At 69.4% G+C, this 12,127-nt stretch carries 13 protein-coding genes; 2 read left to right on the top strand and 11 right to left on the bottom strand.

Translation table 11 applies throughout. The features are described from left to right. Nucleotides 1-11: 11 nt before the first annotated feature. The 3 genes from STH_RS08845 to STH_RS08855 form a co-directional block, all read right to left on the bottom strand. A complete protein-coding gene (locus tag STH_RS08845) occupies nt 12-413 on the bottom strand; it encodes a YlbF family regulator (protein ID WP_043713834.1) in 402 nt (133 codons plus the stop codon). A gap of 23 nt (nt 414-436) precedes the next feature. Further along, complete coding sequence (miaB, locus tag STH_RS08850; RefSeq protein ID WP_242654608.1) at nt 437-1,840, bottom strand: tRNA (N6-isopentenyl adenosine(37)-C2)-methylthiotransferase MiaB; 1,404 nt, start codon at nt 1,838-1,840, stop codon at nt 437-439. Between the two features lie 291 nt (nt 1,841-2,131). Beyond that, nucleotides 2,132-2,557 carry a hypothetical protein gene (locus STH_RS08855; protein ID WP_043713835.1) on the bottom strand — a complete coding sequence of 142 codons (426 nt, stop codon included), beginning with the start codon at nt 2,555-2,557 and terminating at the stop codon, nt 2,132-2,134. Between the two features lie 219 nt (nt 2,558-2,776). On the opposite strand from STH_RS08855, the gene msrA reads away from it, so the two are divergent. Both msrA and STH_RS08865 read left to right on the top strand, forming a co-directional pair. Beyond that, the gene (gene msrA, locus STH_RS08860) at nt 2,777-3,736 is read left to right on the top strand and encodes a peptide-methionine (S)-S-oxide reductase MsrA (RefSeq protein ID WP_011195889.1); all 960 of its coding nucleotides are present in this window, start codon (nt 2,777-2,779) and stop codon (nt 3,734-3,736) included. Nucleotides 3,737-3,784: 48 nt separating this feature from the next. After that, entirely contained in the window at nt 3,785-4,696 is a 912-nt protein-coding gene (locus tag STH_RS08865; RefSeq protein WP_043713836.1) for an NAD(P)/FAD-dependent oxidoreductase, read from the top strand. A gap of 112 nt (nt 4,697-4,808) precedes the next feature. Here STH_RS08865 and STH_RS08870 read toward each other — a convergent pair whose 3' ends face one another. The 8 genes from STH_RS08870 to STH_RS08905 form a co-directional block, all read right to left on the bottom strand. Continuing rightward, on the bottom strand, nt 4,809-5,348 hold the full coding sequence (locus tag STH_RS08870; RefSeq protein WP_011195891.1) for a DUF402 domain-containing protein: 540 nt from the start codon (nt 5,346-5,348) through the stop codon (nt 4,809-4,811). A gap of 103 nt (nt 5,349-5,451) precedes the next feature. After that, nucleotides 5,452-5,787 carry a hydrogenase maturation nickel metallochaperone HypA gene (locus tag STH_RS08875; protein ID WP_148205537.1) on the bottom strand — a complete coding sequence of 112 codons (336 nt, stop codon included), beginning with the start codon at nt 5,785-5,787 and terminating at the stop codon, nt 5,452-5,454. 158 nt (nt 5,788-5,945) lie between these two features. Then, nucleotides 5,946-6,212, bottom strand: coding sequence for an RNA recognition motif domain-containing protein (locus STH_RS08880; protein ID WP_043713838.1), 267 nt, complete (start codon nt 6,210-6,212; stop codon nt 5,946-5,948). A 174-nt stretch (nt 6,213-6,386) separates the two neighbouring features. Further along, on the bottom strand, nt 6,387-6,575 hold the full coding sequence (locus tag STH_RS08885; RefSeq protein WP_043713839.1) for a hypothetical protein: 189 nt from the start codon (nt 6,573-6,575) through the stop codon (nt 6,387-6,389). A gap of 947 nt (nt 6,576-7,522) precedes the next feature. Beyond that, nucleotides 7,523-8,428, bottom strand: coding sequence for a LysR family transcriptional regulator (locus STH_RS08890; RefSeq protein WP_043713840.1), 906 nt, complete (start codon nt 8,426-8,428; stop codon nt 7,523-7,525). A gap of 104 nt (nt 8,429-8,532) precedes the next feature. Then, entirely contained in the window at nt 8,533-9,924 is a 1,392-nt protein-coding gene (locus STH_RS08895) for a DUF4129 domain-containing protein (RefSeq protein ID WP_043713841.1), read from the bottom strand. Continuing rightward, nucleotides 9,902-11,128, bottom strand: coding sequence for a DUF58 domain-containing protein (locus STH_RS08900; protein ID WP_011195897.1), 1,227 nt, complete (start codon nt 11,126-11,128; stop codon nt 9,902-9,904). Before STH_RS08900 ends, STH_RS08895 begins: the two co-directional genes overlap by 23 nt. After that, nucleotides 11,129-12,088 carry an AAA family ATPase gene (locus tag STH_RS08905; protein WP_011195898.1) on the bottom strand — a complete coding sequence of 320 codons (960 nt, stop codon included), beginning with the start codon at nt 12,086-12,088 and terminating at the stop codon, nt 11,129-11,131. It abuts the gene before it with no gap. Nucleotides 12,089-12,127: the final 39 nt, after the last annotated feature.

The raw sequence follows: 12,127 nt of genomic DNA on the forward strand, positions 1-12,127 counted from the left end.
CCGTCCTGCCCTTATCCGCCGCAGCCGCAGCTGCCGGAGCCGCAGCCGCCCTTTGCCCGGGGCGCCGTCTCGCCGGTGATCGGGAAGGTCACCACGGCGTTGATCCGCTCCATGAAGGCATCGAGGGCCACCCGGGCGTTCCAGTAGGCCTGGATCACCGGGTGGGCGTTGAACCGCTCCTCGATCGCCAGGAATCGCTCCACCAGGGCCTTCTGCTCCTCGGGCGGCCGGCCGCGGGAGAGCTTTACCGCCCGCTTGGCCGCCTCGTACTCCCGGATCAGGGCGACCGCGTCGGGGTCGGCCAGCACCGCGTCCTCGGTCCGCCGGTACTCCTGCACCTCCGGCGTCTCCGCGATGGCCTCGGCCAGCTCCCGGGCCAGCAACCACACATCGCGACGGGTCGCAACCGCCACGTCATCTCCCCCCATCGTGCTGACTAGGCCAGCGTCACCGGGCTCTCCACCAGCTCGCCCTCCAGGGTCCAGGTGCCGGCGCGGGTGATGCGCACGGGCACGATCCGGCCCCTGAGGGACTCGTCGCCGGGGAACGTGACCAGGATGTTGCCCCGGGTCCACCCGAAGACCACGTCGGGCTTGCCCTTGTCCAGCCCCTCCACCAGGATGTCGTACACCTTGCCGACCCGCGCCTCGTTCTTGGCGCGGGCGATGCGGTTCTGCACCTCCATCAGCCGCTGCAGCCGCTCCTTCTTCTCGGGCACGCTGAGCCGGTCCTCCATCTGGGCGGCCGGGGTGCCGGCCCGCTCGGAGTACATGAACATGAAGGCGGCGTCGTACTGGACCTCCTCCACGAGGCTCAGCGTCTCCTGGAACTCCTCCTCCGTCTCGCCGGGGAAGCCCACGATGATGTCGGTGGTGATCACCGCGTCGGGGATCAGCTCCCGGATCCACCCGACCAGCCGCAGGTACTGCTTCCGGTTGTACGAGCGCTTCATGCGCCGGAGCACGCTGTCGGAGCCCGACTGCACCGGCAGGTGGAACCACTCGCAGACCTTCTCGGCGCGGGCGATCTGCTCCACCATCTTGCGGGTAAAGTCCTTGGGGTGGTTGGTGGTGAAGCGGATGCGCTCGATGCCGGGGCTGTTCCGGTCGATGAGCTCGATCAGGTCGCCGAAGTCGAAGGCCCCCTCGCCGTGGCGGCCGTACAGGTCCTTTCCGTACGCGTTGACGTTCTGGCCCAGCAGGGTGATCTCCTTGAAGCCCTGGCGCGCCAGCTCCTGGACCTCGGCGAGGATGACCTCGTAGGGACGGCTGCGCTCCTTGCCGCGGGTGGTGGGCACAATGCAGTAGGTGCAGTGCTTGTCGCACCCGTACATGATCGTGACCCAGGCCTTCAGGTCGCCCTCCCGGGCCGCCGGCAGGATGTCCGGGAAGTCGTCGCCCATCGACTCCCACACGTCCACCACGGTCTCCCGCTCGCTCCTGGCCCGCTCCACCAGCTCGGGCAGCCGGTGGATGTTGTGGGTGCCGAAGATCAGGTCCAGGTACGGGAACATCCGCTTGATGCGCTCCACCTGGCCCTCCACCTGGGGCACGCAGCCGCACACCCCGATGATGAGGTCGGGGTTGGTGTACTTCAGCGGCTTCAGCTGGCCGATGCGGCCGAAGGCGTGCTCCACCGCCGACTCCCGCACGGCGCAGGTGTTGAACAGCAGGAGGTCGGCGTCGTCAGGCCCCTGGGCCTTCACGTAGCCCATCTGGGCGAGGATGCCGTACATGATCTCGCTGTCGTGCTCGTTCATCTGGCACCCGAAGGTCTCGATGTGCACCCGGGGCTCGGGCTTGCCGTGGATGCGCCGGCCCGCTTCCGGATCGATCTGCATCTGCGCCACCCCGGCGGGCTCCAGGTGGTCGAAGCCGCCGGGCGTCAGGTCCTCGGTCGCCCCCTGCTCCGCCATGGGCAGCAGCTCCAGGGTGCCGTCCTTCATCATCTGCTCGACGCGGTCGAGAATATGGTTAAGGTCATCGGCCTTATGATCCTTCTCGGTCATGTATGGTCTCCCCCTTTGGGGCGGTGATCTACGGAATGTGCATCTAGTGTAGTGTACCACAAGTAGGGCTCCGCCCAAAAGAGAAACGGGCGCGGCGCGCCCGTCTGCCGGTCGGCGGTGCGGTCAGTCCACCATGCCCCAAGCCAGGGTTGCGGCCCGCACGGTCGCCAGCGCCGGCGAATCGGCCGGCATGATGATCATCACGTTCCGATGCCGGATGACCGTCTGTGGGGAATCCCATTCGAAGAGGGCAGCGGTGTTGCCGTCGGTCACCCGGTAGCCGCCCTCGCCGACCTCGAACCGCTCCTGCTCCTCCTGGCTGGCGTAGATGAAAGCCACCAGGGTATGTGCGCCGTCCGCTCCCAGGGCAAGCCGGGTTCCCTCGCCGAGGACGGGCCAGCTGACCGTCTCCTGGACCGCGACCTGCAGCCCGGCCCTCTCCAGGGCCTCCACCACATCGTCCATTGCGAGGACCGCCGGCCTCATCCCGGTGATCAGCAGCACGGCCAGAACCACAGCGCCCATCCCCCACAGCGCCTGGCGCTTCATACCGAGACACCCCCCACTATATATCACGTTGGCACACCGGCCATGGGTTCCGTCTACGGCCATGGGTTCCCCCTGGCCCGGGTGCAGCTCCCCCCGCTGCGCGCATCGCCGGGGCCGAAGGGCAGAGCCCGTGCGGTGGCCGGGCCACGCCGGTGGACGCCGTGCAGTACCCCCGGGACCGGCCCGGTCGTCCAGAATGGTACAGGGAGGGTATGCACCATGGATGAGAAAAGGTTGGAACTGGCCACCTTCGCCGGCGGCTGCTTCTGGTGCATGGTGAGCCCCTTCGAGGAGCAGCCCGGCATCTACAAGGTGGTCTCGGGCTACACCGGCGGCCACAAGGAGAACCCCACGTACGAGGAAGTCTGTTCCGGCACCACGGGCCACTTCGAGGCAGTCCAGATCACCTTCGACCCGGACGTCTTCCCCTACGAGCGGCTGCTCGACCTCTTCTGGCAGCAGATCGATCCCACCGACCCCGACGGGCAGTTCTACGACCGCGGCCCGCAGTACCGCACGGCGATCTTCTACCACAACGAGGAGCAGCGCCGGCTGGCCGAGAAGTCCAAGGCAGAGCTGGAGGCCAGCGGACGGTTCGACAAGCCCATCGCCACCCTGATCCTCCCCGCCGGCCCCTTCTACCCGGCCGAGGAGTACCACCAGGGTTACCACAGGAAGAACCCGTTCCATTACCAGCGGTACCGGGCCGCATCCGGTCGCGACGACTTCATCCGGAAGCACTGGCGGGACCCGGAGCGGGACGCCGAACTTCGCCGCCGGCTCACGCCCATCCAGTACGAGGTGACGCAGCTGGGCGCCACTGAGCGGCCCTTCACCGGCGAGTACTGGAACCACTTCGAAGAAGGTATCTACGTGGACGTGGTCTCCGGCGAGCCGCTCTTCAGCTCCAGGGACAAGTTCGACGCCGGCTGCGGCTGGCCCAGCTTCACCCGGCCGCTGGTGCCCGAGAATATCGTGGAGCGGCTGGACCTCAGCCACGGGATGGTGCGCACCGAGGTGCGCAGCCGGGGGGCCGACTCCCACCTGGGCCACGTGTTCCCGGACGGCCCGGCGCCCACGGGCCTCCGCTACTGCATCAACTCCGCGGCCCTGCGCTTCATCCCCAAGGAAGACCTGGAGAAGGAAGGTTACGGCGAGTTCCGGAAACTCTTTGAGTAACAGCTGCGGTCTCATACACCGCCGTCACGCCGGGAGGGGGTGTGTGCTGTGGCAGAGGACAGGCACTGGGACATAGTCATCGTCGGGGCCGGGATGGCGGGACTGGCGACCGCAATATGGGCCCGTCGGCTGGGTCTGGAGCCGCTGGTCCTGGAAGCCGCCCCGCGACCCGGCGGCCAGCTCAACCAGATCCGCGGGCGGATCTTCGACTATCCGGGCCTGGACCTGCCCAGCGGCGAAGCCCTTACGGAGCGGCTGATGCGCCAGGCGGCCGAGGCCGGGGCGCGGGTGGACCTGGGGAGGACCGTCCGGGCCGTCTCCGCAGCGGAGCGCACCTGCCTTACCTCCGAGGGCCCGGTCACCGGGCGAGCCCTGGTCATCGCCACCGGCCTGCGGGCCCGCCGCCTCGGCGTGGAGGGCGAGCGGGCGCTCTACGAAGGCAACTGGGTCCGGCGCCCCTCCCACGACCTGCCCTGGTTCCGCGGCCGGCGCGTGGCGGTGATCGGCGGAGGCGACCGTGCGCTGGAGAACGCCGGCCTGCTGCTTCCGGTGGCCCGGGAGGTCCACCTGCTGAGCCGCGGCCCGCTCCGGGCCCGGACGGACCTCTCCGCCCCCGTCCTGGCGAACGATCGACTGGTGCACCACGAACGGGCCAGGGTGGGGCGGTTCGACGTCCGGCCCGACGGGGTCACCGTGGAGGTCCACCAGGCCGACCGGGTGTGGCCCCTGGAGGTGGATGCGGTCTGCATCTACATCGGCAACGAGCCCAACAGCCAGCTGGTGGCCGGCCAGGTGGAGCTCGACCCCGAGGGATACATCGTCACCGACCGCTTCGGACAGACCTCCGTGCCCGGCGTCTTTGCAGCGGGCGACGTCTGCACGCCCCCGGCGTACCAGAGCCTGGCGAACGCCGCCGGGCAGGCCATGGTGGTGGCCAAGCGCATCGCCCTCAGCCTGTGACCGGCGCAGCGGCAGGACAGGCAAACCAGGCCCGCGCATTGCAGCGCGGGCCCTGCTTTCACGGAGCTGACCCTCGGCGAGCGGGAGCGGCCCGTTGTGCCCGGCGGGCCGATCAGGTGCGGCGGGCTGATTCTGCGCGGGGTGCTCCCGACCGGGACAGCTGCTCCCGCAGCCGGAACGCAGACCCGTCAAACGGAAACCGCCGCTCCTCCACCATCTGGATCAGTTCCGCCAGCGCGCTTCTGGCCAGTTCCACCACCTCTTCGGGATACCCCCATTCCCGGCGGTGGGCCTCGAACTCGTCCTCATCCTCTACCCGCCACGCGAGGTCCTCGGTCACCAGCAGGTCGAGGTCCAGGTCGACCAGGGAAAGAACGCCTTCCGACAGCGTGGCCGGCGTGTTCACGTTGCCGTAATAATGCCGGAAGGAGCCGTCGGCGTTCCAGGCGGCGCTCACGGAGCACGGCGCAGACGTGAAGTGGAACTCGATCGACTCGTTGGGCACCGGCCAGTCCACCAGCCCCCTCCCCGGATGGGTGAGGGGGCGTCCGTACGCCCCGTGAACGATGATCACGTCGGAACGCTCTTCGATGAGCCGCACCGGGTAGCTGTAGTGCTTCCTGCCACCGTATTTGTACTGCTGGACCCACATCGCAGGCGGGCTTCGCCTCCTCCTTGTGCTTTTCCCATCGGTCGTGGCTCAGGTGAACGGAAACGCCGTTTCTCTGACGGGTCACTCCCGCGCCGAACTGCGGCTACCGCAACCAGCGAAACGCCACCGCACCCGTCAGCAGCAGCAGCAGGGCGGGCATGGCCATGCCGAGGGTCAGGCGCCCGCCGGCATTCTGCCACACCTGGTATCCCCATGCCACTGACGCTGCGGCAAAGGGCAGCAGAATCGCCAGCGCGCCGGCGCGCACCACCCGGGACCGGCGACGCGCAGGCCTGATGCCGCGCACCACCTTCCCGAATCCGGCCAGGCTCGATTCCGGGGTTGCCGTGACATAATCGGCACCCAGCACACCTCCGCACACCGGGCAGAGATCGCCCGGGCCACCGTCCACCTCACGGCCGCAAGCACCGCAACGCATGCACCGCCCTCCTCCCGTACACCACACCGGCAACCCGATTTGCGCCACTGTTATGACAACCGTCATTCTACCCTATGGCGGACGCCCGTGGCAACGGCCCCAAGACGCGGCAAAACGCCCGGTGCACATGCACCGGGCGCTGTTGTCACCTCCGCTGTTTAGCGGCGAGGGCCACGCTCCGGACGAGGCTGGGCCTCGTTGACGGTGAGCTGACGGCCGGCCCACTCGGCGCCGTTCAGGGCGTCGATGACGGCCTGAGCCTGATCGGCCGGAACCTCCACGAAGCCGAAGCCGCGGCTGCGGCCCGTCTCCCGATCGGTAGCGATTCGGGCGCCGAGCACCTCAGCATGCTGGGACACGGCGTTCTGAAGATCCTCCGGCGTGACGGCCCACGGAAGGTTGCCGAAGTACAGGGTCTTGGTCATTCGCATTCTCTCTCCCATCCATCTGGAGATATTTTTTGGATCGCGTTCGGGAGGGAGACGCGAGGAATTCGCCCGTATTCGGCAAACCAGCGCACCGCTCACCAAGCCGCAAACCAATGATAGGATACGCCATTTCGGCGGAAATTGCAACCCCTGATTTAAATTTGTTATGCGTCAGCGGTGCGGATCGCCCCAGCGGCCGGCCCGACCCGTCCGCCCGGGGGTTCCGTCACCGGGTTCCAGCTCGGAACCGACCTCGAAGTTGGACTTGGCTTCTGCGTCGCGCCAGCCGCCCCGACGTTGGGCGAGAATCCGCCGCAGCCCCTGCCCCGCCTTTAGCTTGCCGATCTTGTTGCCCGGCATATGCACACCTCCTCGTGCCGTAGTTTTCCCGCGCGGCGGGCAGGATCATGGCATGCGGGCCGGGAGAGGTCGCCGATCCTTGCGCCACAGGCAGGTTCAGGCTCGCGTTCCACGCTGACCTTGTCTCAGGCGGCATTCACGAAAGTACACGTTCATGTCAACGAAGGCAGCCCGCTCAGGATTGCACGACGATGAGGCTGCTCCTCCGCAGCTCTTCGCCCAGGTTGGCTGTGCATCAACCGGGCTCGACGAACTGGGCAGGCCGTGTCCCCGGTCTCATGGAAACGATGGTGCACTTTTCCACGCCCCTTGCGCCACAGGCAGTTTCAGGGCCGCGTCTTCCGCGGTCCTTGTCGGACGCGGCCTTCACCAAAGTACACATTCGTGGCAACGAAGCCAGCCCGCGCTGGGTCGGACGACGAGGACGCTGTTCGTCCCAACCTCTCCGGCCCGTTCACCTGTGCACCGGCCGGGCTCGACAGACTGAGCGGGCCGTGCGGCCGGTCTCATCGCAACGAATGTGCAATTTCCCGCACGCCTTGCGCAACAGGCCGTCTCAGGCTCGCGTCTCCCGCAGTCCTTGTCGCACGCAGTCTTCACCGAAGTGCACATTCGTTGCGACGGCGGCAGACCGACTCCTTCCAACCGACGCTGGTTGTGCAGGGATGAACGTCGATGCAAGCCGCCATGCTAGCGGTGTCGCCGACACTTCCGGGTCGGTCCTGACCGCCTCAGCACGAGCAGGCACTCCGTAACCCACGCACACGCCACGGTTCCGGCGGTGCCCGTGACGGCGGTTGCTGCGGTTCCCGTAAGGGCAGTTCCGGCGATGCCCGTGTGGTGCCATCGCCAGGTGGAAGACACGGGCGGTCCTGCGCATGGCGGCCGCCGGGCGCAGGGCCCGGCGGCCGCCAGATGCACGGCTACGTTGTACCCCCAAGTCCGTCCTACCGCGTCGGAATCGTGACGTTGTACCGCTGCTCCAGCAGCGACAGGAACGCCCGCACCGCCTCGCTGCGCCGCTCGCCCCGCCGCAGGATCAGCGACGTGGTCCGGCTGAGGCGCGGCAGCCCCGGCACGTTCAGCCGCACCAGCTGCCCCGAGATCAGCTCCCGCTGCACCGCCGACACCGGCTCCAGGGCGATCCCGAAGCCCAGCGCGACCATCGTCTTGATCGCCTCGTGGTTGTCGAACTCCATCACGAACTGCGGCTGGATGCCCATCTCCTCCAGCACCTGGTCCGTGGTCATACGGAAGCGGGCGCCGCGCACGTAGCCGATGAACGGCAGCTGCGCCAGATCGGCGTTGCTGACCACCGGCGGCAGATCGGCGGCGAAGCTGGGGCCTGCGACCACCACCAGCGGATCCTCAAACAGCGGCACCACCTCGATGCGCTCGTGTACCTGCGGCGTCGTGACGAGCCCCACGTCCACCTCGCCGTGCAGGAGCATCGTCACCGTCTCCCGGTTGTTCCCGGTCTTCACGTTGATCTTCACCCGCGGGTGCTCCCGCACGTACGCCGCCAGGAGCTCCGGCAGGGTAAACAGGCCGATCGTGTGCACGCAACCCACCGTCACGCTGCCGCTGCCGGGCGAGCGGTACTCCCGTACCGCCTCCTCGCACCGCTGCACCAGGTGGATCACCTGGCGGGCGTAGTCGTATACCAGCTCCCCCACCGGGGTGAGGTGGACCCGCTTGCCTTGCCGGGTGAACAGCTGCACCTGCAGGTAGTCTTCCAGGGCCCCCACCTGCTTGGTGACCGACGGCTGGGTCAGGTTCAGCACTTGCGCGGCGCGGGTGAACGACCCTTCCTCCACGACGCGGCAGAAGGTGGTCAGGTGCTGCAGCAGCATCGAACTCCCCCTCCGGGTCGGCCCTCGCATCGCCGGCGAGATCCGATTCGCACAAAGAATGGGAAGGCGCATGTTGCCTTCCCATTCATTATAAGTTAAGGCGATTACACAGTGAAGTCCCGTTCGCAACTGGCCTCCCAAAGCGCTGCGGCCTCTGCAACCGTCTCCGCATCCGGCGGCCGGCTGCCGTAGCGCTCCTGGTTGTAGACCGCGGTCACGGCGTCGACCGCGTCGGCAGCCCGAGGCTGCGCGCCGGCCAGCGCCGACCGATACGCGTTGGGGGTCTCGGCCGGCCGCCGGGGGCGCACCCGCGAGGAACCCCACCGCTGCAGCCGCCGGTAAAGCTCCCGGGCGCTGCCGGGCGGAACCGGTTCCTCCCCGGCGCCGTCTCCCACCGCCCCTGCGGTTCGGCGCGCTTGCAGCAGCCCCCGCAGGTCCTGCCAGAGCGAGGCCCAGAAGCCGAGGTTGGTCCGCTCCTCGTCCACCTCGGACGTGCGCCGCCGCACGGCGCTCATGCGCCACAGCAGCAGGGCCGCCAGCGCTACCGCCACCAGGATCAACCCGGCCTTCAGCACGGGCTCCAGATCCAGCTGCGCCCCGGCATCCGGGGGCAGGTCGGGCGGGCCCGGCGCAACGTCCTCGCCTCCCCCCTGCTCCGTCGGCTCCTGCTGGGATGCCAGCCACTTCAGCAGGTTGAACAGAGGCTCCAGGAGCATGGCGACGCCCATGGCGAGATACGCTGCGACCTGGACCAGGACGTTGTAGACCGGCGCCACGAGCCGGCCGACCGCGCGCAGGAGCGTCGCCACCCGGTCCACCGTCAGCACAGCGGACGCCGCGACCGTCCCGGCGAGCAGGGCCAGCACGAAGCCGGTCACAGCGGGGGATGTGGGCTCCGCGGCCTGCTCCTCCGCATCGAAGGCGCCCAGCAGAGCCCGCTCCCGGGTCAGGATCAACAGCGAGAGGCCGGCCCCGAACAGCAGCACCACGGACCATCCCAGTACCAGTTGCACCGGGCCGGACCGCGCCTCGCCCAGCAGCAGGAGACACACGATGCCGGCCAGCTGCCCGCCGAACAGCCGCCACGCCCGCTCGAAGAGGCGGCCGTACTCCAGCCCCTCCAGGGCGCAGCTGGCCCCGGCGTACCAGAGGTAAACGGCCACGGGCACGAAGGCCAGCGCCGGGTTGAGGCCGAACACCCCGGTCCGCAGCGGCGCCGGCAGGAGGGCGTACGCCGCCAGGTAGGCCAGGGCGGCGCCCGCCACCAGGGCCCCGACGCGCGCGGGGCGCGCGTCGCCCCGGCTTCCCGACTCCCACACCGCCGCGGTCAGGAAGACGGCGAGCGGCAGCCACGCACCGGGCACAGCCTCGAACCAGCCCGCCTCACCGTCCGCCGCGTAGAGGAAAAGCATCCACGGGAGGGCCGCCGCGGTCTCCACCAGCGCGGCCAACAGCCACCGGACCCAGAGGCCCCTACTCCGCCAGAACCGCGCCATGCAGCCCCTCCTCTCCGCCCACGCGGTAGACCCGGACCCCCGGCAGCTCCGGCACCGGCTCCGCCTCCGGCCCGGTCACCACCAGGGTCACGGGGCGGCCGGACCGCTGGGCGCGCAGGACCGCGCCCGCCAGGTCGACGCCCACCTGCCGGGTGATCACCACCAGCGAGGTGCCGTACGGCAGCGCCGGCACTTCCGCGGCCATCAACTCCCAGAGGGGCTGGGGCGATCCCGTCTGCAGCCGGGCGAGCCCCTCCAGGGCCTGGACCAGCACGCCGTCTCCGCGGGCCGGCGGCAGATGCAGGCTGAAGCCCCACCCGTACACGAGGCCGTTGGCGTAGAGGCCCACCGGCAGGGCGTGCTCGTGGGCCCAGCCCACGATCGAGGCCGCCAGGGTCACGCCAGCCTCCAGGGCGTCCGCGTCGTCGCCCTCCCAGAAGCGTTCGTACGACCACGTGTTCAGGAAGACCGCCAGCCCCAGGCTGGCGGACGGGTCCAGCAGCCGCACCTGCAGCTCGCCGGTCGCGGCCGTCGCCTTCCAGTGCACCTGGTTCAGCGGGTCCCCGGGCCGGTACTCGCGTACCCCCGCGAACCGGAGGGGGTCCGCGAAGAGCCGGTCCCGGGACGCCAGGTCGCCGAACGGTCGCTGCGCCGGCAGCCCGACCTCCTCCAGCGGCACCACCCGCGGATAGACGATCAACAGGTCGGACGGTGCGACCTCCATGCGCTGCTCGGCCCACCCGAACGGGTCGCCCGCGGCCACCACCGCGGGCCCCAGGCGGTAGGCCCCGCGCCGCGCGGCCCGCACCGTTAAGCGCCGCTCCACCCGCTGGTACCAGCCGAGGCTGAAGCGCATCCGCAGCCTCCCGCGGGCCCGGCTCTGGAAGTGCAGGCGCCGGGACTCCACCTCCAGCGCCACGGGCACCGACTCCTCCACGACGAGGTAGGTCAGCGGCAGGACCTTCCGGTTGGTCACGGTGACCGTGAGCGTGACCGGCTCGCCCGGGAAGCACCGGTTCTGCTGGAAGTGCCGCTCGTACGTGAGCCGGCTGAGGCCGAACCGCCGCCACAGGGCTACCACGCCCGCCACCAGCGCAACGAGGCCTGCCGCCAGCAGCAGTAGGCCGCTACGGAGCCAGAGCGCCGCGAGCAGCAGGGCAGCTGCGCCCAGCCACTGCAGCCCGGATCCGCTGCCCAGGCGCACCTACACCGCCCCCTTCGGCACCGGTTCCGCGGGGACCGGCGTGGCCGCGAGGATCCCATCCAGCACTTCGGCGGCGCCGCGCCCCCGCAGCCGCAGCTGGGTGGACGTCACGAGCCGGTGGGCCAGCACCGGCCGGGCCAGGTACTGCACGTCGTCCGGGAGGACGTAGTCGCGCCCCCGCACCGCCGCCAGGGCCTGGCTCGCCCGCAGCAGGGCCAGCGTGCCCCGGGGGCTGACTCCCAGCTCGATGCCCTCGGCGCTGCGGGTCGCGCGGGCCAGGTCCACGATGTACTGTTGAACCGGCCGCGCCACGTGCACCTGGGGCACCGCCTGCTGGAGCGCGAGGATCTCGTCGGCCGTGGCGACCGGCGCGAGCTCCCGGTAGGGGTCGCCGCTGCGGAAGCGGTCCAGCATCGCCATCTCCTCGTCGGCCGACGGGTACCCGGCAGGCAGCTTCAGCAGGAACCGGTCCAGCTGCGCCTCGGGCAGCGGGAAGGTGCCCTCCTGCTCCACCGGGTTCTGCGTCGCCAGCACGAGGAAGGGGCGAGCCAGCGGCCGCGTGACGCCCTCCACCGTCACTTGCCGCTCCTCCATGCACTCCAGGAGGGCCGACTGGGTGCGGGGCGTCGCGCGGTTGATCTCATCGGCCAGCAGCACCTGCGCGAACACGGGTCCCGGGCGGAACTCAAACTCGCCCGTCTTCTGGTTGAAATAGGAGAGGCCCGTCACGTCGGAAGGCAGCAGGTCCGGGGTAAACTGGATGCGGCGGAACGTCACGTCCAGCGACCGGGCCAGCGACTTCGCCAGCATCGTCTTGCCCGTCCCCGGCACGTCCTCGATGAGCACGTGGCCACCGGCCGCCAGCGCCACCAGTAGCAGTTCGATGACGTCGGCCTTGCCCACCATGACCTTCTCCATATTGGCGCGGATCCGTGCCGCCAGCGCTGCCATCTGCTCCATATCGCTGCCTCCCTGAACATACCCATTTCTGTACTTATT

Origin of the sequence: Symbiobacterium thermophilum IAM 14863 (genome assembly GCF_000009905.1) — a bacterium.
In the GTDB taxonomy this organism is placed as follows: domain Bacteria; phylum Bacillota; class Sulfobacillia; order Symbiobacteriales; family Symbiobacteriaceae; genus Symbiobacterium; species Symbiobacterium thermophilum.

Excerpts from the sequence above, each read along its gene's own strand:
- miaB (WP_242654608.1), bottom strand. The coding sequence starts at position 1,840 with ATGCAGATCGATCCGGAAGCGGGCCGGCGCATCCACGGCAAGCCCGAG.
- STH_RS08855 (WP_043713835.1), bottom strand. The coding sequence starts at position 2,557 with ATGAAGCGCCAGGCGCTGTGGGGGATGGGCGCTGTGGTTCTGGCCGTG.
- msrA (WP_011195889.1), top strand. The coding sequence starts at position 2,777 with ATGGATGAGAAAAGGTTGGAACTGGCCACCTTCGCCGGCGGCTGCTTC.
- STH_RS08870 (WP_011195891.1), bottom strand. The coding sequence starts at position 5,348 with ATGTGGGTCCAGCAGTACAAATACGGTGGCAGGAAGCACTACAGCTAC.
- STH_RS08875 (WP_148205537.1), bottom strand. The coding sequence starts at position 5,787 with ATGCGTTGCGGTGCTTGCGGCCGTGAGGTGGACGGTGGCCCGGGCGAT.
- STH_RS08880 (WP_043713838.1), bottom strand. The coding sequence starts at position 6,212 with ATGACCAAGACCCTGTACTTCGGCAACCTTCCGTGGGCCGTCACGCCG.
- STH_RS08885 (WP_043713839.1), bottom strand. The coding sequence starts at position 6,575 with ATGCCGGGCAACAAGATCGGCAAGCTAAAGGCGGGGCAGGGGCTGCGG.
- STH_RS08890 (WP_043713840.1), bottom strand. The coding sequence starts at position 8,428 with ATGCTGCTGCAGCACCTGACCACCTTCTGCCGCGTCGTGGAGGAAGGG.
- STH_RS08895 (WP_043713841.1), bottom strand. The coding sequence starts at position 9,924 with ATGGCGCGGTTCTGGCGGAGTAGGGGCCTCTGGGTCCGGTGGCTGTTG.
- STH_RS08905 (WP_011195898.1), bottom strand. The coding sequence starts at position 12,088 with ATGGAGCAGATGGCAGCGCTGGCGGCACGGATCCGCGCCAATATGGAG.